The following is a 19,859-nucleotide window of genomic DNA, read 5'->3' on the forward strand; positions in this document are numbered from 1 at the left end:
CACTACCAACACTGCCACTGCTACACTGTCAACACCTGATGTCTCAGCCGACCGCGCCGCCCGAACAGCAAGCATCGAGCAGCGTCACACAATCGATACAATGTATGTCGGTTTCTCGGCCTTCATGAGTACCTCGCGAGTGCTTTGGCTGCCGATTCGAGCATTCGGCGGCGCAGCTTGTCGCTTGCGACGACACGGACCCGTTTGCCGAGGAAGCGGAGCTTGGACAGCACATACTCGCTTTCATCGCTTCGAAACGACAACGTGATGGTATAGACGTCGGAGTCCGCCGAATAGGCTACCTCCTTCTCAAAGCAGGAGAAGGCGTACAAGATTCTCGACAGCTCCCTATTGTAAGCGGGAATGACCTCGATGGCGGCTGTTTCTTTGCGCGATTCCAGAATAGCGGCGATTTGGGCTATTAGCTTCGCGGCATCCGCTTCCCGAAAAGGCAGCTCCGTTACCGATTCAATGTTTTGAAGCCGTGTGGACATAAAAGCGCGCTGCCCCAAATGGTGCCACAGCAAATACCATTCCTTCTTGACCATCGAATACTCCAGCTTATAGGGAAAGCCAGGCTGGTTGGTGAACAGCTTGCCGTCCTTGATGCGATACGTCATCCGCAAGGCGCTCCGCTTCATAATAAGGCGGCGCAGCGTACGGAGCAGCGGGTGGTACACCTGCTTTTCCTCGTTCTTGGCCTTCTCGATGAACCCTTGGGACAAATCCATCGGAGCCTGCTCCCCGAGCAGCTGCGCCAGCTTCAGCTTCGTATCCTCCGTGAAAGCCTCCGCTGCGGCCGGATGCTCCAGCATCGTCTTGAGCCAAGCTCTCTCGTGGGACGTTACGGTGATCGTTCCGGAGTCATCCAGTCGGGAGATGACCTGGTAATTAAAAATCTTCTCGAACAGATTCATAATAATCCTGAATCTCCTTCCATTCCTCCATCAGTTCCCGGCGCAGAGCAGCGGGCTCCAGCACCTCGCAGCTCGAGCCGAAGCTGCGCAGCCAAGGCTTGATCTCGGTCGTTCCGTTTACCGTAATTTCATAGACGAACGAGTCTTCCTCCTCCACTGCAATGCGTCCCCATTGCCCCTGGCTCAGCACCCGTTCCCTGACGAAATTCGGCTGTACGCCCTCCGGGTTGTAAAATCTGGCGCGGACGGTTACGCTGCGTCCGGTATCGATCAGCCAGCTGTGCCGGATTTGGTCCTCCAGCTGCTGCCGCTTGGCATTGAACAAGTCCTCGGATACCGCCTCGCCCTCCTCGATTTGGGTGAGGCCCTCCATCCGGTACTTTTTGACGCCGTGGCGGGCGTTGGTGCCAAGCAAATACCACCGGCCGTACTGATGGTCATACACGACCTTGATCGGCAGCACGAGCTCCTGCTTGCCCTCGGTTTCCCGCTCGAACAACGGGTTCGTGTTTTGCGAACCGTAGCTTTTTCGCGACTTGGGGGAGAAATACAGGAAGCGGACCAAACGGCGTTGGCGGATCGCATGGAGCAGCGTATTCAGATGAGCCTCGTCCAAAATGCGCGAATGATAATGGTACTTATATAGGAAAGGCTCGACAAAAGCCGTTTCGTTCTCCGCCTGCTTTACTGCTTTTTTAATGGTATCCCGCAGCAAATAACCTTGGACGGAAGGCACTTGCGTGTTGGACATGACATCTACGAAGTCGTACAGATCGACCAGCTCCTCGTAGGTCAGCTCGTTCGTCAAATCGTTATGGATCCGGTACCGGTACGGCCGTCCTCCCGGCTCACGGCGTATGACCCCGACCTCTTCGAGATATTTCAGGTCGCTTCGGATCGTCTTCTCATCCGGCAGCGGAAGGTCGGCCGGCATTTGCCCGCAGCATGCGTCGAGCAGCTCCATCGCCGTACGCGCCTCCTGCATGGCGGCAAGAAGCAGCGTCAGCCTGTACGTTTCGGAGTCTTTAAGCGACTTGGCGCGGTACAGAAACAAGAGCATCGGATCTGCCGATTCATAATAGTTGAAACGGAGCGTCTCCGCGAATTCCTTGCCCTGCTCCTGAGGGAGCTGCTGGTACACGGCCTGGAGGATGTCCTTCAAGCGCCGGATCGTCTTGTCGTAGGTATGTACGGAAATGCCGAGGCGCTCGGCAAACTGCTGGCGGCTGTAGGCTCCGCTAGTCAGGACAAGCATGCGCAGAAATTGTATTTCCTTATCGAAGCTTTCTTTGGCCATCCCCATCCTCCGTTTCCATAATCAAGCTGCTGCTCTTATTGTAGCAGGGAGGTGACAGGGTGAAAATGGAAATTTTGTCCCAGCCTGTCCGGAGTGTGCAGTGTTGAGGAACAGGCGGATGCGCATTGTAATACATTCGCCCTGTACGAAGAAGCGGGAATAAGCGATGATACTGCTTAAGGAGCATCACATAAGAGGTTAAAGAACCGGCACAAAAAAAGGAAGCTTCCCTCTGAAAGGCAGCCTGCCTTAACAAGACTGGGGTATACTAATATTGAAGAACAGGAGGGGCACACCATGATCGATCCCCATTATCGGCAGCTTATCATGCAAGAGCTTAGAAGAATAGAACAGGAGGAGCAGGTCCGCATCCTGTATGCATGCGAATCCGGAAGCAGGGCGTGGGGGTTCCCATCTCAGGACAGCGATTACGACGTCCGCTTCTTATACATCCGGCCAGTCGACTGGTACGTATCGATATTCGACAAAAGGGATGTGATCGAACGTCCTATCAACAGCATGCTCGATATTAACGGCTGGGATTTGAAAAAAGCGCTGAATTTGTTCCGCAAGTCGAACCCGCCGCTGCTCGAATGGCTGCAATCGCCGATTTTGTATGAAGAAACGTACACGGTGACCGAACGGATCCGCAGCTTGTCGCCGTTAACCTTTTCACCCAAATCGTGCATGTACCATTATCTTCATATGGCCAAAAGAAATTACCGCGATTACTTGCAGGGGGACAGGGTGAGGCTCAAAAAGTATTTTTACGTCTTGCGTCCGATTCTGGCTTGCGAATGGATTGAACGGTACCATGAGATGGCTCCGATGGAGTTCGATCGGCTGGTTGAACGTTTGATTCCGGAAGAGAGCGAGCTGAGAAGCGCCGTCAACAACCTGCTCGCGCGCAAAAAATCAGGGGAAGAGCTGGACGACGAGCCTAGGATACAGTGCATCAATGACTATTTGGAAGAGCGAATCAGCCATTTTGAACAGGCTGCCCGGGAAGCCGAAGATCTATCGTACCAACGCGATACGCAGCTCGATGAGCTGTTTCGGGCCGCATTGCAGGAGGTTTGGGGATAATAGAGAAAATAGAGCGGGGGCTGCTTCGGCGGCCCTTTCTTCGTTGTCGGCCTGTGCTGCAGCAGCTGATGAGCCGTTAGACGGGAGCAGCATTTCGTTTGCTAGACGGCATTAGCGACAACAGACCGTGTATGAATTTTGCGCAAAAACATCTGAATTTCGGTCATATACGTAAGGGGAGTAAGACTCCATAATGGATAGACATGCGCTTGAATAAGCACTGGCTTGGAGGCATCAATCTATTGATAATGGAGGCTGCTTTGACATATGGAATCGCATCGACATACCGGCCCGGGAAGCGGATCATCCGCTGCAGGGAGCAAGGACACAGCCTGCGCAGGCGTGCTGAATTTAAAGCATAAGGAAATGACGGCGGGCACCATCCGCCATATTGAGCTGAGATATAATGTGAACGGCAAGGCAGAGCTGACTACGGAAGCCGAGCTTCATCCCGTCTATCCGAAGTGGGACGTTGTGTTCACACTCCCTGAGAGCATTCCGGCGTCAATCGAGGATGAAGTGTCCGTCATTGGCATGGATAAAAGAAAGCTGGCCCCAGATGAAATTAGCGCCGACGGCACAACGGTTACTCTCCGAGAGCTTGAGCTGCAGCCGAACAATGGCATCGACGTTCTTCTGTATCTTAATGCGAAGGTCATTCCGCCGGTTTGCGGGTCGGGGTATACTTTTGCGGCTGCAAGTGCCGTGCAAGGGAAGGGCTTCAGCCAAGGAACCGGTACGGAACAAGCGATATTGACAAGTGTAAGCACCGTGTCCGATTTGAAAAGGGTCATTCCGGTAGAGCGGTATTCCGAACCGGATTATACCCGTACGCAGCTATCGTGGATAACGCCGCAAGGGGCGGCACAAGTGAGCGTCGAGCTGTCCGACGACCGCGGAGCTAGTTGGAAAGAAGCCTCTTTTACTACGCAGCAGAGAATCGTTACTGCCGATGACGTGGACAAGATTCAAAGTATCAGCGGCCAGCTGGTGGACAGAAGATCGCCGAGAGAGGTCGTCGAGCTGGACCGGATTGTCGTCGGCTTGCACGAAATTCCTGAATATCCGCCCGGAACGCAGCTGACTATTGCCGATGTATCGAATTTGGGGCTGAACCGGCATTATATGTTCCGGCTGCGTGTAACCGGCGGAGACCACGCAGGCTTATCGAATACGGCAGCCTATTTCACAGGCACATTCAACATCGTCAATTATGGCGCGATTGCGGCAGAGCGGGCCGAAGACGCCGTCGACAATACGGAAGCGATCCAGGCGGCAATGGATGCTGCGGCGGCATCGGGAGGCGGCACCGTCTATGTTCCTCCGGGCATCTTCGGTCAGGGGACGATTCATCTGAGGAGCCATGTTTACTTGTACCTTGCCCCGGGATCGGTGCTGTGGGGATTGAGCGGCGCCATAGACGACAGGGGAGTCCGTCTGAACCAATATCAGGACGGGGGGCACAGCTTCCATCACAGCGCCATGTTTTACGGCTTGCGGCTCGATAACATTAAAATTATCGGAACCGGAACGATCCACGGAGGTACGGGCATGCGTACCGGCGACCCGGCCAGCGGCTCGGGGCTTGCTGACAAACAGGTTTCCATTACACTGTGCACCAACTACGAGTTCGGCGGATATGGCGCCCCGGAAGGCACGTACGAGCTCAGCGACAAAACCGATAAGCTGATTATCCAGCGGGTGGGACACTTCCAGCTGCTGTCCGGCGGTGTGGATTATATCGATATCCACGACGTTTATGTAGCGGACGAGGATACCGAGAAGCAATACGAGGACGGCAGACTGCTTGGATATGTCGGCGGTAAATATTCGAACCGCGATATTTTTGATCTGATGTCCGACAGCTACGTCTCGATCACCAACATTTATGCCGAATTTGCCGCAGACGATATCGTCAAGCTGGGCAGCGATTATGCGCTTGGCTTCGTAAGGCACTCGGGACATTACCGGGTGGACCGGATTGAAGCCTGGACTTGGTGTAACCTGTTCCAGATCGGCTCGGAGACGGTCGGCGACATTTCCAATATTCACGTGTCCAATATTACTGTACACCAAGCGGAAAAGTCCGGTTTCTCCATCTCCACGAATGACGGAACCGTAGTATCGAACTTGCTGCTGGACGGAAGCAATGAGATGACCGGCACCAAAACGCCGATTACCATGACGATCAGCAACCGGGGACGTCGGCCTGGCGGGCCTGAGGCTGCGCTTGTCGGAGGCATCAACCGCGTGACGCTGAAAAATATCCGGATTACCGAGGCAAGAGGCATCAAGAGCGGCGAAACGTGGGCTCCGACCATCTGCGGATACTTCAATGAAGACACAGGCGTCACGCATTATGCGGAGCACATCGCATTGGAGAACATTAGCCTGGTGACCAAGGCGGCTCACCCGACCCGCACCCCCGCTCAAGTCAGCAGGGGGCAGGAGCCGAGCGATCCTGTGAAGGATGCAGTGGTGCTGGAAATGCCGACCCGCTATCCGTCTGCGGCAGGAAATTACAATGTGGCGGCACCAGGCCAGCGCCCGGCTTACGGCTTATATGCCCGCCATATCAAACACCTGACGATCCGGAATATGGCGGCTGCTTATGAAGAAGGGCACGATGACGGAAGATACGCCGTCGTCTTGGATGACGTTATCGATGCGGACATCGACCGTCTCAGCCTGCCGAAGTTTAGCGCACACCACCATGCTCTGGTAAAGACGATCCGATCCGCAGGCATTCAAATCGCCAACAGCCGGCCGTTGGAGGATACGAACGGTACCACAGAGTTGACGGAAGCAGAATATCCGGCGCTGCACGAATAAGCCGAGCCGGTCATAGCCCTACTTGCACCTTATTGAACCGTTTGCCGCAGGCAGACGGTTTTTTTCCATGATCATCTTTTATGACAGTAAACATCATTGCTGAATAAGAAGATCTGAAAACGCTTTCCCAAAAAACGCTCGAAGCTGCATCAAATCAAGCTATTTCCCTAGAAAAGTAGTCCATACGTATTCAGCATAGCTTCATATACTGAAAGTAGCTTCTCGCCAAGGAGGTGAATCTCATGTCCTGTCGTCATCATCATAAAAAACGTCATGGGAAGAAAGTCAAAGTCATCATTATCGCCAAAAAAGTCGTGGTTCTGAAAAAGAAACACAGAAAAATGCACAAGCACGGCTGCTAATCATTGCTAAGGAAACGCCTCGTGCAAACGGGGCGTTTCTCCTTTTTTTGGCCGATGCTCCCCCAAAAATTTCGGAAATATGCGATAATGGAGTAAGTACGGGAACCTGTCACTCGGCAGGTTTCTTTTATTTTAGAGGCTGGTCCAAAAGAGAGAGGCTGGAGAGAGGCATGTCTTTCGATATCGTTGAATTTCTTAAGAATCATACACTACTCCACGGTGTGCCGGAGATGGAGCTCGCCAAAGCCGCTTCCACGATGCAAACGGTTCGATTCACGGAAGGCGAGTGGCTGATGCACGAAGGGAAGGAAGGGCATCACTGCTACTTCGTCCTCGAAGGGACGGTTCAAGTCCATACCCGCAGTCTGATCGGGAAGCAGGTCGTTCTTGCGGAGCTCGGTTACGGCGCTTTGATCGGGGAAATCGCTCTGATCCGCAATGAGAAGAGAACGGCCGGCATTAGAGCGCTGAACGATGTGACCGCATTATGTCTGGACCGGGCCGCATTCGAGAAATTGGCGGAAGCGAGTCCGCATTTCCACGAGAGCATGACCTACGCGGCGGAGCTTCGGATGAAGCACGGGATGCTGAGCAAAGCGTCCATCTGGTCGGCCATACCCGATTCGGAGCTGCGCGGGCTGGCCGAAATTACCGTAAGAAGGCGCGTCAAGCGGGGGGAGACGGTCCTGCGCGAGGGGGACCCCGCAGACACATTTTATATGATCAGCAGCGGCAGGTTCGAGCTGCGATCCGCCTCGGAGCGGCGAACGGTTCTCGGAACCGGAGATTATTTCGGCGAGATCGCTATGCTGACCCTGCAGCCCCAGACGGTGTCAGCCGTTGCCCTGGGAGACAGTGAGCTGCTCGTTATGGGGCGGGCCGAGTTTCAAGCGATATTGAGCTATTATCCCCCGGTGAGAAGGCAGTTCGCAGAGGTGCTGCGTATCCGGAGGCCGGATTTGTCCATGGACGCATCTTACGGTTCTCTGGAAAAGGACGGACAAGAAGCGGCTGTTCCTTCCCGCCGGGTGCCATCCGATACGGGGGGCAAAGTAAGCCGTCGCCCGGCGAGATGGATCGACCTGTTATTCGTGCTGGGCGGGGCTTTTGTCGGCTGTACGGTACTGGCCGTTTGGACACAGCATCCGCTGTGGCGCATAGCGGCTTTGCTGGTTGGCGGCATGGTCGGTCCCGTCACTTTTGTTGCCTATGTAAGGAGCTCGCAGCTGCTCGGCTTTTCGCCGGCCCGGCTGGCATCGGTCTTTCTTTCATCGGCGGCCGTAGCGGTTCCGCTCGCTTGGATGGCGGAACGGCATTGGCTGTTCGCCCGAACGGATAGCGCCGGCTTTTCAGAGTGGACCGTTCCCCTATCGGTGGCCCTTATCGAGGAGGCGGCCAAGCTGATCGTGTGTGCCGTACTGCTGAGAGGCGGCCGGATGAGGTTCCTGATGGACGCCGTTGTGTTCGGAGCTGCAGCCGGCATGGGCTTTGCGGCTATCGAGAGCATAGTGTACGGGTGGTCGTACGGGGGGCAAGGAGCGACGGGAGACATGCTGGCGGTACTGTGGGTGCGAACTTTGCTATCCCCGTTAGGACACGGTACATGGACGGCGATCGCCGCTGCCGGCATATGGTATGGATATAACCGGCGATCGGCGGCGCTGGTGAGAGGAAGCCGGGCATGGCTGCTGGCGCTGGCTCTTCCTTTATCGGCGGTGCTGCTTCACATGCTGTGGGACTACCATTTTATAGTAGGTGTTTGGCGTGTGTTGTCTATGGTTACGGTCGGAGCAGGGGGCTTGCTCATCCTGTACTTGCTAATCCGCAAGGGAGCGCGGGATGAGGATATGGCGGTGACGGCACTTAATCCACTGCTGCAGCGCGAAGCGGCTGATGAAGCTCCCGGGCTTGGCGAACAGTTGGAGGCTAAAGCGCGCTCGCCTCTGATCTGCTCTGCATGCCGGACCCAGTCTCCGCCGGATGCCCGTTATTGCGCCCGGTGCGGACAAGCGTTAAAGCTCGGACGGCAGTCCGGCTGACGAGACATGCCCTGCTTTGAGATGACGGTCCAAAGTGATAAAATGAGACTTGATGTTTTCCTGCAAAAGCTCAATAATTGACCGGTGGACAAAATTAGGCAAAGGGGTACAAATAGATGGAATCCTTCGAGAAAAACCTGGAAAAATATGCCGAGCTCGTCATTAAGGTGGGCGTTAACATTCAGCCGGGGCAGGTGCTGTTTGTCGAGTCTCCGATTGAGGTAGCGCCTTTTACCCGTAAAGTGGTACAAAAAGCTTACGAGGCGGGAGCCAAATATGTTCAAGTCTCCTGGGACGATGAAGCGGTAACTCGTACGCGGTTCGAGTATGCGCCTGATGAATCGTTCGGATTTTACCCGGAATGGACAGCCAAAATGATGGAGCAGCTGGCCGAGGGCGGAGGCGCCCTGCTCAACATTAAAGTGCCGAACCCGGATCTGTATGACGGCATCGATTCGCATAAGGTCACCACGGCAACGCGTGCCGCTTCGGTAGCAAGACAAAAGTTTCAGGGCTACGTGCGCAACAAGTCGTTCAGCTGGTGTCTCGTCAAGGCGCCTACGAAAGCTTGGGCGTCGAGGGTGTTCGCCGACTTGCCGGAAGAAGAGCAGGTGCCAGCGATGTGGGACACGCTGTTCCAAATTAATAGAGTGGATACGGAAGATCCGGTAGCGGCATGGCAGGACCATATCGCCAAGCTGAAAAGCATGAGAGAACGGCTTAACAACAAAAAGTACAAGCGGCTTCATTACAAAGCGCCGGGAACGGATTTATCCGTGGAGCTGCCGGAAGGCCATGTATGGTACGGCGGGGCCAGCTTTAACGATCAGGGCGTTTCGTTCGTAGCCAACATGCCGACCGAAGAAGTATTCACGATGCCGCACCGACATGGAGTGAATGGTACGGTGACGAGCACCAAGCCGCTGAATTTGAACGGACGGCTCGTCGACCGGTTCTCCTTCCGCTTCGAGAACGGGAAGGTGGTCGATTACACCGCAGAGGTCGGCTTGGAATATTTGAAGGATTTGCTGGACACGGATGAGGGAGCGCGTTATCTTGGAGAAGTCGCTCTGGTGCCGCATCATTCGCCGATTTCGGATTTAAACCGGATTTTCTACAATACCGGAGTGGACGAAAATGCCTCCTGTCACTTTGCCGTCGGCAGCGCGTATCCTTTCACCTTGGAGAACGGGACGAAAATGTCCCGCGACGAGCTGCTGCAGCGCGGAGCTAACGTGAGCTTGACGCACGTGGATTTTATGATCGGCTCGTCCGAGCTGAGTATCGACGGAGAGCTGGAGGACGGAACGATGGAGCCTGTGTTCCGCAACGGCAACTGGGCATTGTAATCGGGCAAGTGTACAACCAAACCGCGAAAGCCTTGATCGGCAAGGGCTTTCGCGGTTTTACAATGGATAAGATTCCGAGTTCATCGGATGTATTTGTTATTTCGTGAAAAGAGGTGATTGCCATGGCAGCCAAAACCAATGCAAGCCGCATCCTCGATAAGCTGAACATTCCGTATACATTGCACGAATACGAGTGGGACGAGGATCATTTGGACGCCCATACCGTAGCGGACAAGGTGGGTCTTCCTTGTGAGCAGCTGTTCAAGACGCTCGTGCTGCGGGGAGACAAAACCGGTATCGTTATGGCGTGCATTCCCGGAGATAAGGAGCTTGATCTGAAGAAGCTTGCCGCCGCAAGCGGCAACAAGAAGGCGGAGATGGTGCCGGTCAAGGACATCGTCACATTGACCGGCTATATTCGCGGAGGTGTGTCGCCACTCGGCTGCAAGAAGAAGTACCCGCTCTATATAGAGCGGGCGGTTCTGCCAATCGATACGGTTAGCATTAGCGCCGGCAAGCGCGGTCTGCAAATTTTCCTGAAAGGCACGGATTTGGTCAGCGCCTGCGAAGGCATCGTTTCGGATATTACGATGTGAGTCTACGCAGACTTCTTATCGGAAGAAGGCTGCACCAGCCGATGATTGCCCATCCACAGGCTGGCGGCGAGGGCAAGAACAACGCAGACGGCGCCGGCTGCGAACACGGCTTGCAGCGCGTCGCTGAACACGAGCTGCAGGCTCTCCAGTATGGGCTGCGGCAGGGCAGCCCTGGCTCCGGCGTCGAGCAGCAACTGGGGATTCGCGTACTGCTGCACTTGATCGGCCGGAATCGACCGGCCTCCTTGCAGCAGTCCCGAAGCCGTACGCGCCGCCAGCAAGGCGCCAAGGACACTTACGCCGATCGTTCCTCCGATCGAGCGGCAAAATTGACTCATCGAGGTCGCGACTCCTCGCATATTCCATTCGACGGCGCTTTGAGCCGCCGTACCGAGTACCGGGAACACGGCCCCCATGCCCAGGCCGGTAAGGATCAGAGTGATGACGATTTGCGTCATCGTGGTCTCGATCGTCATCCGGCTTAGCAAGCAGAATCCGGCCGCCATGAGGAGAAAGCTCGGAATGAGGATAGAACGGTAGGAGAGCTTGCTCATAAGCCTGCCGCATAATGTAGAGGTTATTGCAGATGCGAGCATGAGAGGCGTTAACGTATAGCCTGCAGCGGAAGGACTGACACCGATTACGCCTTGTACATAGAGTGGAATATAGGCGATTGCGCCGAACATAGCGGCGCTTATTAGGAAGCCTGTGATGCTGCTGGACGCAATCAGACGATGGCGAAATAAGGCAAGCGGGATCAGCGGCTCCTTGACTTTCGTTTCCATCCATAGGAATAGGCAGAGCAGCAAGACCCCGGCTGACAGCAGCCCGATGACCGGTGCGGACAACCAGCCGCTGCCCGCTGCGCCTGCATGCGGTTCTCCGCCAAGGACCAGGGCTAGAAGGACGGCGACAATAGCGCTTGTAAAAGTTATTGCGCCAAACCAGTCCACATGGCGTTGTTCGCTGCCGGTCCGTTCTTTCAAAGAGAATGCAATCAACAGAAGTGCAGGAATGCCGATAGGCAGGTTTAAGTAAAATACGGAGCTCCAATGCGTATATTGTACCAGAATTCCGCCGACGGTCGGCCCAAGCAAGCTGGCCAGCGTAAAGACGGCGCTGAACGACCCCATAAATTTGCCCCTTTGTTCCGGAGGGAAGAGATCCGCCATAATGGTAAAAGCAATCGGCATCAGAGCGCCGGCGCCGATGCCTTGAATGCCTCTGCTTACGATCAAGCCGGTCATGCCGGTGCTGAGCCCGCACAATACCGAGCCTGCAAGAAATAGCAGCATCCCGATGATATACATCGTTTTACGGCCATATACATCCGCCAGCTTGCCGTACAAAGGCATGCTTGCTGTGGAAGTCAGCATATAGATGGAGAAAACCCAGCTGTATACGGATAAGCCGCCGAGCTCCTTGACGATGGTGGGCATAGCGGTTGTGACTACGGTCTGTTCGATCGATGCCAATAGTAATCCCAGGATGAGGCCGGTAACTATAATGCGTTGTTTAAATAAAGAATAAGGCATGCTTCACACTCCTCGCATATTGGTTATGATGTGGAAGCTGCCCCGCGGTAGCAGCACAACTAACTATAGTGAAAAAAGGCAAAAAAGAATAGACTTTTTCTTGCCATTGATCTATCATATAGATAGAGTACGCCCCTAATCTTAATTTACCTTTATTTTCCAAATGCGATAAAAAGCTAAGGCAGCAGAGAACCCGCCAGGTCTCCACTGCCTTTTTTGCGTCATCTTATAACTTTATCCTATAGAATAATTCGTAAAATGTATTTTACAAGCGCAGAGCGGCAAGCTCATAATAGGAGTAACTCAAATTGTGATTCCAAAATATTGAAAATGGGGTGTTCCGGATGGGCAAGCAGTTTCCGTCTATGCTTCCTGAGCATGAGGAGTTTATTCGCAAGCAGCGTATCTTTTTTGTTGGATCCGCACCATTGGATGCGGAGGGGCATGTCAATCTTTCGCCGAAGGGCCACGACGTGTTCCGTATTTTTTCTCCGACGGAGGTCGCTTATTTGGATTTGACCGGCAGCGGCAACGAGACAAGTGCACATGTGGAGGAAAACGGCAGGCTCACCTTGATGTTCATAGCCTTTGAAGGACCGCCGATGATATTGCGTCTATACGGAACCGGGCGTGTTATTTTACCCGAGATGCCGGAATGGGATGAGCTGGCGGGGCATTTCGACCTGTTGGCGGGGGCGCGCCAAATTATTTATTCGAACATTCATGCGGTCAAGACCTCCTGCGGCTACAGCGTTCCCTTCTTCGATTATTCGGGCGAAAGAGAAACGCTGCAAAAATGGGCCGCTCACAAAGGAGAGCAGGGATTGCAAGCCTACCGTCAAGAGAAAAATACAGTTAGCATGGACGGTAGAATGACACCTATCGGACGCAGCTTCGCTTCAGCGGATCAGTAACCGTGCGGGTACAGCGGTGAACAAATAAATAGCCCGGTCCTCGAAGCAGCGGGCTTCATCGCCTCTTCGGCCGGGCGGCTGCGGCAGGCACGCAAAGGCCTGATATTACGCTATGCCTCATCCTATTGGTGAATAACTGTGAAAGCTGCTGGAGGTAGAACGGATCGATTGATTTAAATATGGTTCGACATTTAATTTCGTATTTACCGTGGGTGTTGTAACAGGGGGAGAGGTTATTCCATCCAATAATTAGGCACTTGTACCCGGGAAGGCTGGCAGAGCTTGTCTGCACCGACCACACCGTGCAGCTGCCGTTTTTCTATTTCAGTGATCAGAAGGCGGATAAAATCCGGATCCAGCTCCATTCGCACCGCTTCCGCATAACAGTAGATTAATTCTTTGTCTCCAAGCGAGTTATACATTCCATCTGCGCTCCTTTTACATCGTAGACCCTCATATCGATTCGTCTTGCGGCCGCTTCGGCGACCTGTTTGAACTTATGGGCTCTGCGTACGATTTCCGCCGACAGCTCCTGCAAATAAGGCTCGCATGAGAGCGAGTCCGGCAATTGCAGAAGATGCTCTCTATGATTATAGAGAACGGTTTGAATGGCGAGAGTTAAGTACGCTTCATCACCGGGATCTTCATTATGGAAGAGAGATTTGCAGGTATTCATATATTCCCCACAATTACCAGATTATTGTTATTTTATTATATAATAGATTGTACAGCGTTTGAGTGCAAAAAAATTGCACACGCGTACATACATATTTGCATTTTCCGCCTTATCATTTGACAAAAAATGAAAAGAGATTGCATATTCGGACAGGTCCATAATATACAATCTCTCTATCATTTGGTAAAATAATGAAATAACTAGAATTAATACCAGTTATCCAAAACGTTAGCTTTCTTTATGTAATCGCTTGTTGTCCGGGAAAGCATCTTCATCACGGCTTGTCCTTCCTGAGCCGTTAAAGACCAGGCTTGAGCCCAATCCGTGTTTTGAAACAGACTTGCTACTTCTTGAGAATCCATTTGTTTCAATCTGCGCACCGCGTCCTGTAATCCTTGAGAGTAAGTTACAGATACCATGAGAACTACCTCACCTTCTACAATATTTTTACATTTATTACATATTTATTATATCACTTTTTTTGGAAAAACAAGGGGGATTTTGATGAAAAAGCAAGTTTTTTTTCGATTATCCATTTCCTTGTTAGTGGTGGTTCAAATTTGGCTGACCTATGTGACGTTTAGCCATCCGTATCTTGGCGTTTTAGTGACGGAAAATAGTCGCGGGGAGTGGATTATCGGGAAGCTGGAGCAGGGGAGCACCAGCTTGCTGATGAATCTGCAGGTCGGAGATAGACTGATCGAGGTAGACGGAAGGCCGGCCGCAGAACACGGGACGATACGAAAATGGAAGGCAGTGGAGCAAGCCGAGAGCTTGGTTGTGGAGCGAAACGGACAGCTGCTGCCCGTAGATGCCGGTCACAGAAAGGTATATGTCGGCACGGATTTTTACCCGGTTATCGGCGAAGCTCTTTGCTTGTCCCTCGCCATAGTATTGTACCGGAAAGCGGGGAATTCTTCATCGGCCCGTTACTTATCTCTGGTTTTTGTTAACATCGGAGTCATTTTTGCCAGCTTCGGAGCTTCAGTAAGAGGCGATACGCTGGGGAAGTTTTTAATATATTCACTCATGCTGCTGCTGCCGATCGTCTTCCTTCACTTTTTGGTCGTCTTCATGAAGGAAAAGGGACAAATTCAATTTCCCTCGAACTATTTGCGCTATCTGTATTTTATCGTAGGGGTGCTGGTTTGCCCCGCATTGTGCTATCTTGTACCTGATTTGACGGGTTATTTTTATCAGCTGAGCAGCCAGTTTATCATACCGTTTTTTTTATTCGGCATGCTGCTTAATTTTAGCTTTTTGGCTTATGTTTTTTTCAAGTTCCGTAAGCAAGCCTCGTATTTGACAACCATTATCAAAACGGTATGGTGGGCGCTGGCCGTCTCCTTTGTGCCTTTTATCTTCTTGTCGTTCGTTCCGAAACTGCTGCAGTCAGAGCCTGTCGTCATACCCTTATATACGTCCTGGTTCGTGCTGGTGTTTCCAATTTCCTTCGCCTATCTGATCATGTCCAAGCAGCTGTACGACATTGATCTCGTTGTGCGCCGAGTCGTATTTACGACCGTAATCGCTGCTGTTCCCAGTGCATTACTTACGGGGATCATCGCTATGATTTTCAGCGAAACCGCATCAGCGAGCCATTTGCTGTTCAGTTTCATGTTCACCTTGATTCTGCTATCCTTCGTCATTTACTCACTCGAATATTTCGCAACCAAGCTGCAGCCCATCATGTTTCCGCGCAAATACCATTTACAGAACGCTTTAAAGAAAATTGCCGTCGATTTGCAATCGATCTCCAGCTTCCGGGAGCTGAAGGAGATCGTTCTCGTAGATATCGTGAACACGCTGGAGGTATTCGGCGCAGCCATCGTGTTCCAGTACAACGACAGAATGGAGACCGTCCTGGCAGGAGATATATCGCTGGAGGAAGCGGAGTCACTGGCTGCAGAAGCAGCCGAATCTGAAACCGAATCCGTGCTGACCCGCTTGGACATTATCCGACATGAAGAATATGCGAGCTATTTGATTCTGACCCGAAAAAAGACGAACACGTTCCTCGGGATGGAGGAAGTGCAATGGTTAAACCTGATTATTTCATATCTCGCTGTCAGCCTGGAGAATATGCATTTGATCGGTAAGCTTCACTTGAGGCTTCAGAGCTTGGCAGCCCGGCTGCCTAACGAGCAGGCTTCCCAGGATTTTATCTGGTTTCGCAAGCTGATGTTCGAGCTGCAGGAGGCGGAGCGCAAGCGCATTGCAACCGATATTCACGATACGACGCTGCAGGATTTGTTTTTCTTGAAGAAACGGTTCAGCTCCTTGATGGATACGACGAATTTTTCCGAAGAGGACCAAGAAACCATGAGCAATATTATCGATTATGTAGAGATTATCAATACGAATTTGCGCCAAAGCTGCTTCGAGCTTCACCCGCATTTGCTGTACGAGATAGGGCTGCTTCGAACGATACAGAAGGTGTTCGAGCAGGAGGCTGCCTTTTGCCCGTTTCAGCTTGAATTTCACGCTATTGGCGCCGAAGAGGCGGAGGCGTGGGACTTGGACCGAAAGCGGCACTTCTTCCGCATTATTCAGGAGCTGTTGAACAATGCGAAAAAGCATTCGCAGGCGACCAAAGTAAGCATGAAGATTACCATCGAGGACGATATGCTGCTGCTGTTCTACGAGGATGACGGCGTAGGCTTTAACTTGCACAAGGCGAGAGATGCGGAACTCGAGATCGGCACATCAGGAATTGGGATGGAGCAGATGAAGAGCCGTGTATTGTATATGGACGGGCAAGTGGATGTTAGGACAAGCCGGGGGAAAGGGCTTCAAATATGGATTTCATTACCGATAAAGGGGGCGGTTCTCGCTTGAGCAGCACGTTGACGGTGTTCATTGTAGACGATCATCCGGTTATGGCCAATGCAACGAAAACCATTCTCGAGCGGGTGGAAGGAGTACGAGTGATGGGGACGGCCAGCAGCGGGGCCGCATGTCTCGAGCTTGTCGCCAAATACCGGCCGGAGCTTGTATTTCTGGATTATCATTTGCCGGATCAGTTCGGAAGCAGTGTGGCTAAACAGCTAAAGGAGCTTTACAAGGACATTCACATTGTTATTTTCACTGGAGTCGACGTGGCCGATATATACAATCATTTGCTCGAGATAGGGGTTAGCGGCATTATTTCCAAAGAATCCGGGGAAAGCGCCATCCTGAATATGGTCCACTGCATTATGAACGGCTGTACCATGGTGCCTCTGTCGTATTTCAGCAAAATGAGGCTTGTCACCGGTCTGCCCGCGCAAGAGGCGGTACTGACGAACGATGAGGTTCGCATTATGTCCCTTCTCGTCAAGGGGGCTACACACGAGCAAATAGCTCAGGAAATCTATGTGAGCAAACGGTCGGTGGACAATTATTTGAAGAAAATATACGACAAAATGGGCGTTAAGACGAAGGTTCAAGCATTGGAGCAATTCGTTCAAAGCAAATATTATACCGAAGCGAACAGGGGAGAGTAAATTGAAGCCTACCGTGAAAGACGAAATGAACGGGATTATAGACCGCTACATTCATGTCCAAGAGCTGAACGAGCTGATGAAGAGCTTCGTTGCCGTCCGGGCGGAGAGCGGAACCAAATGGGGCGGGCTGGTGGAAACGAGCCACCGGATGCTCGGAGGAAACTGTCCGCAGATAGAACGGGCAGCCGCTCTGGCGGAGCTGATCATGCTGACGCTCGATATCGTAGACGATCTGCAGGACCGCGACAAGCTCCACAAGGCTTGGATGACATGCCCGGAGCCGTTCACGTTGAATGCGGTGCTTGGTTTTCAGGCGGCGTTTGCGGCAGAAATCGGCCTGCTGCAGCAGGAGCTGGGGCAAGGTTCCCGATTGAGCATCATCGAAGTGAACCGGCTGATCGCCTTGGCCGTCAACGGACAGCAGTGCGATCTGAGCTCTGACGTTCGTATCCAGGATGAAGCGGATTATTTCGCGATGGTGCAGCACAAGTCAGGCTCCTTAATCCGGCTGGCCTGTTACCTCGGTTACTCCTTGGCCGGTGATGCTGCCGAACAAGCGGCGGAGCAGTTGAATGAGCTGGCTTCCTGCTTGGGGGTGGTAGCTCAGATTGAGAACGATGTAAACAATCTGATCCAGTTTGATAACCAGAACGATATTTTGCAAAAAAAACGGACGCTGCCTATTCTGCACTTATTATCGTACAGTGAGCGGGAATTCGCCCCACTGATGCAATTTTACGGGGGGACGATCGGTGAAGAGCAGTTTTTGCAGCATAAAGCCGGCTGTTTGGCTTTTATCAGGGACTCGGGCTGCATCGAATACGCGAAGGTCGTTCAGTCGTTCTACTATGACAGACTCGAGCAGTTATATGAGTCGATACCCGGAGTTGCGCCGTGGAAGGAACGGTTCAAGGAGACGGCATTCGCCTCGTTCGGCATCGTGCAAACCGTGTAGGATAGCGGGAAAAAACCATTGACTTTTCATAGGCTTCGAAGTAGTATAGTGACGAACAAGTTCATATCTTGTGTAGGAGACTTTAGGAGAAATACACATGAATTGCTTACCTTAGGTGAGCAGTTTATGTGTTTTTTTGTTGCCTGAAACCGGATTTCCTGTTGTTTCCATCCGTTTTGTTTCATGAGGCGACGCCCCTGGAGGATGCTGGGTATAGCTTGCAAGGTAACCGTTGTGAAGAGCCGCTTTTTTGAGGATTTGCTGTGCATTCATGCTTCACTATTCATTATTCATTCGTTAATGACAACGGGAAAGGAATACGAACTATGCCAAATCAAAAACCTCTTATCATTGCTCACCGCGGCGCCAAAGGAATGGCTCCGGAAAATACGCTGGGCGCTTTCCAGCTTGGGCTGGAGCAAGGCTGCAACGCTATCGAGCTTGACGTTCACTTGTCTAAAGACGGCGAAATCATCGTATGCCATGACGAAACGCTGGATCGTACGACGAACGGCAAGGGACGCATCTTCGACAAGGAGCTGGCGGAGATTCAAACGCTGGATGCCGGTTCATGGCATTCCGACGCGTATAAAGGCGAGAAGGTGCCAACGCTTGGCGAAGTATTCGATCTCGTTCCCTCATCGATCATGATCAACGTGGAAGTCAAGCATTCTTACGATGAGCAGATGGAGAAGCAGCTGACCGCTTTTTTGCGGGAGCGGGAGCTGTTCGAGCAGGTAGTCGTCTCTTCCTTCGACCACAAATGCTTGTACCGGTTGAAGGTGGCGGAGCCGCGGATCAAGATCGGCCTGCTGTATCAGCTGAGGCTGCATCGCGCGGACGTGTATGCAAGAAACTTCGGAGCGGAGGTCTACTCGCTTCATCCGTATTTCCGGCAAATGGATCAAGACGATGTGGAGCATGCGCTTCAAGCCGGTCTGCAGGTTTACCCGTATACGGTTAACGATGTGCAAGATCTGGAGGAGCAAATTGCTTACGGCGCATCCGGAATTATTACGGATTATCCGGGCAGATTGAAGGAGCTTTTGAACCGGTAAGCAGCGGATAGGATCTCAGGCGATTCATAGGCGAATGATTTGCCAATAAGCGGGTTACGCGGTACACTACATCTAAAAAAAGTTGACGGGAGGCCTCTTCACGCTTCGCTATGATGCGAGGCTTTACAGTTGTCCCGCCGTCCGATAGGTAAGGAGAGCGTTAGTATGCCGCAGCTTATTGTCCGAGGAATCGCAGCCGAGCAAATAGGCAAGATCAGTTCGTCCCTAGTGGAGGAATTGGCCGCCATCTGCGAGTGCGGAACCGATAATTTCGTTATCGATTGTCTGAACACGACTTCCGTATTTAACGGGAGTGTAGTGGAGACGTATCCGTTTATTGAAGTAAAGTGGTTCGAACGGGGACTCGCAGTCAGGGACCGGTTCGCTAAGTCGTTGGCCGAGCATGTGAAAGCGCTGGGGATTCCGGAAATGGAAATAGCGTTTACTACGTATCGGGAAGACAGCTACTATGTGAACGGGGAACGCTGTTTCGATTCGGAGAATTGATTGATGCTTCTGGTAGTATATAAAAGTAGGGCCGCAGGCGCGAGATGCGCTTGCGGCTTTTTTTGCTGTACTGAGAAGTGCGTCTGGAGTGTCTGCTACCGAAAGCAGTACACTCGAAAGCAGTACACTCGAAAGCAGTACACTCGAAAGCAGTACACCGAAAGAAATAGTACAAGCTCTTCAATTTTGGTGCATTCGGCTATGCTTACCTCGAAACATTTCCTCCCAAACAGACGTTAAATAGGGTACCA

At 52.3% G+C, this 19,859-nt stretch carries 18 protein-coding genes; 11 read left to right on the forward strand and 7 right to left on the reverse strand.

What is annotated here, in order from left to right:
* Window positions 1-122: 122 nt before the first annotated feature.
* Together DVH26_RS05360 and DVH26_RS05365 are read right to left on the reverse strand one after the other, a co-directional pair.
* The gene (locus tag DVH26_RS05360) at window positions 123-917 is read right to left on the reverse strand and encodes a WYL domain-containing protein (RefSeq protein ID WP_239631928.1); all 795 of its coding nucleotides are present in this window, start codon (window positions 915-917) and stop codon (window positions 123-125) included.
* Window positions 892-2,214 carry a helix-turn-helix transcriptional regulator gene (locus DVH26_RS05365; RefSeq protein ID WP_239631930.1) on the reverse strand — a complete coding sequence of 441 codons (1,323 nt, stop codon included), beginning with the start codon at window positions 2,212-2,214 and terminating at the stop codon, window positions 892-894. Before DVH26_RS05365 ends, DVH26_RS05360 begins: the two co-directional genes overlap by 26 nt.
* Window positions 2,215-2,511: 297 nt before the next feature.
* Here DVH26_RS05365 and DVH26_RS05370 point away from each other — a divergent pair, with 297 nt between their 5' ends.
* The 5 genes from DVH26_RS05370 (at window position 2,512) to ybaK (ending at window position 10,478) form a co-directional block, all read left to right on the forward strand.
* Entirely contained in the window at window positions 2,512-3,300 is a 789-nt protein-coding gene (locus DVH26_RS05370) for a nucleotidyltransferase domain-containing protein (RefSeq protein ID WP_239631932.1), read from the forward strand.
* 267 nt (window positions 3,301-3,567) lie between these two features.
* Window positions 3,568-6,132 carry a glycosyl hydrolase family 28-related protein gene (locus tag DVH26_RS05375; protein ID WP_239631934.1) on the forward strand — a complete coding sequence of 855 codons (2,565 nt, stop codon included), beginning with the start codon at window positions 3,568-3,570 and terminating at the stop codon, window positions 6,130-6,132.
* A gap of 532 nt (window positions 6,133-6,664) precedes the next feature.
* The gene (locus DVH26_RS05380) at window positions 6,665-8,533 is read left to right on the forward strand and encodes a cyclic nucleotide-binding domain-containing protein (RefSeq protein ID WP_239631936.1); all 1,869 of its coding nucleotides are present in this window, start codon (window positions 6,665-6,667) and stop codon (window positions 8,531-8,533) included.
* 116 nt (window positions 8,534-8,649) lie between these two features.
* On the forward strand, window positions 8,650-9,882 hold the full coding sequence (locus DVH26_RS05385) for an aminopeptidase (protein WP_239631938.1): 1,233 nt from the start codon (window positions 8,650-8,652) through the stop codon (window positions 9,880-9,882).
* Window positions 9,883-10,004: 122 nt separating this feature from the next.
* Window positions 10,005-10,478 carry a Cys-tRNA(Pro) deacylase gene (ybaK, locus tag DVH26_RS05390; protein WP_239631940.1) on the forward strand — a complete coding sequence of 158 codons (474 nt, stop codon included), beginning with the start codon at window positions 10,005-10,007 and terminating at the stop codon, window positions 10,476-10,478.
* Window positions 10,479-10,480: 2 nt separating this feature from the next.
* Here ybaK and DVH26_RS05395 read toward each other — a convergent pair whose 3' ends face one another.
* Complete coding sequence (locus DVH26_RS05395; protein WP_239631942.1) at window positions 10,481-12,013, reverse strand: MDR family MFS transporter; 1,533 nt, start codon at window positions 12,011-12,013, stop codon at window positions 10,481-10,483.
* Window positions 12,014-12,357: 344 nt separating this feature from the next.
* Here DVH26_RS05395 and DVH26_RS05400 point away from each other — a divergent pair, with 344 nt between their 5' ends.
* Window positions 12,358-12,927: a pyridoxamine 5'-phosphate oxidase family protein gene (locus DVH26_RS05400; protein ID WP_239631944.1), complete on the forward strand. Its 570-nt coding sequence runs from the start codon at window positions 12,358-12,360 to the stop codon at window positions 12,925-12,927.
* A gap of 233 nt (window positions 12,928-13,160) precedes the next feature.
* Here the strand turns inward: DVH26_RS05400 and DVH26_RS05405 are convergent, their stop codons facing one another.
* From DVH26_RS05405 to DVH26_RS05415, 3 genes are all read right to left on the reverse strand, one after another.
* Complete coding sequence (locus tag DVH26_RS05405) at window positions 13,161-13,349, reverse strand: sporulation histidine kinase inhibitor Sda (RefSeq protein ID WP_239631946.1); 189 nt, start codon at window positions 13,347-13,349, stop codon at window positions 13,161-13,163.
* Window positions 13,319-13,603, reverse strand: a complete 285-nt coding sequence (locus DVH26_RS05410) for a hypothetical protein (RefSeq protein WP_239631947.1) — start codon at window positions 13,601-13,603, stop codon at window positions 13,319-13,321. The genes DVH26_RS05405 and DVH26_RS05410 overlap by 31 nt, the downstream gene beginning before the upstream one ends.
* Window positions 13,604-13,809: 206 nt before the next feature.
* Window positions 13,810-14,022, reverse strand: a complete 213-nt coding sequence (locus tag DVH26_RS05415) for a hypothetical protein (RefSeq protein ID WP_239631949.1) — start codon at window positions 14,020-14,022, stop codon at window positions 13,810-13,812.
* 85 nt (window positions 14,023-14,107) lie between these two features.
* Between DVH26_RS05415 and DVH26_RS05420 the strand changes: the two genes are divergently transcribed.
* From DVH26_RS05420 to DVH26_RS05430, 3 genes are read left to right on the forward strand one after another with little or no spacing between them, the layout of a single operon-like run.
* Window positions 14,108-16,441: an ATP-binding protein gene (locus tag DVH26_RS05420; protein WP_239631951.1), complete on the forward strand. Its 2,334-nt coding sequence runs from the start codon at window positions 14,108-14,110 to the stop codon at window positions 16,439-16,441.
* A complete protein-coding gene (locus DVH26_RS05425; protein WP_239631953.1) occupies window positions 16,438-17,088 on the forward strand; it encodes a response regulator transcription factor in 651 nt (216 codons plus the stop codon). Before DVH26_RS05420 ends, DVH26_RS05425 begins: the two co-directional genes overlap by 4 nt.
* 1 nt (window position 17,089) lies before the next feature.
* Window positions 17,090-18,043, forward strand: coding sequence for a polyprenyl synthetase family protein (locus DVH26_RS05430; RefSeq protein ID WP_239631955.1), 954 nt, complete (start codon window positions 17,090-17,092; stop codon window positions 18,041-18,043).
* 111 nt (window positions 18,044-18,154) lie between these two features.
* On the opposite strand, the gene DVH26_RS05435 is transcribed toward DVH26_RS05430, so the two are convergent.
* A complete protein-coding gene (locus DVH26_RS05435) occupies window positions 18,155-18,316 on the reverse strand; it encodes a hypothetical protein (protein ID WP_239631957.1) in 162 nt (53 codons plus the stop codon).
* Window positions 18,317-18,369: 53 nt separating this feature from the next.
* Here DVH26_RS05435 and DVH26_RS05440 point away from each other — a divergent pair, with 53 nt between their 5' ends.
* Window positions 18,370-19,101 carry a glycerophosphodiester phosphodiesterase gene (locus tag DVH26_RS05440; RefSeq protein ID WP_239631959.1) on the forward strand — a complete coding sequence of 244 codons (732 nt, stop codon included), beginning with the start codon at window positions 18,370-18,372 and terminating at the stop codon, window positions 19,099-19,101.
* Window positions 19,102-19,266: 165 nt separating this feature from the next.
* Window positions 19,267-19,608, forward strand: a complete 342-nt coding sequence (locus DVH26_RS05445) for a DUF1904 family protein (protein WP_239631962.1) — start codon at window positions 19,267-19,269, stop codon at window positions 19,606-19,608.
* Window positions 19,609-19,859: the final 251 nt, after the last annotated feature.

This window comes from Paenibacillus sp. H1-7 (genome assembly GCF_022354825.1).
Classification (GTDB): domain Bacteria; phylum Bacillota; class Bacilli; order Paenibacillales; family NBRC-103111; genus Paenibacillus_S.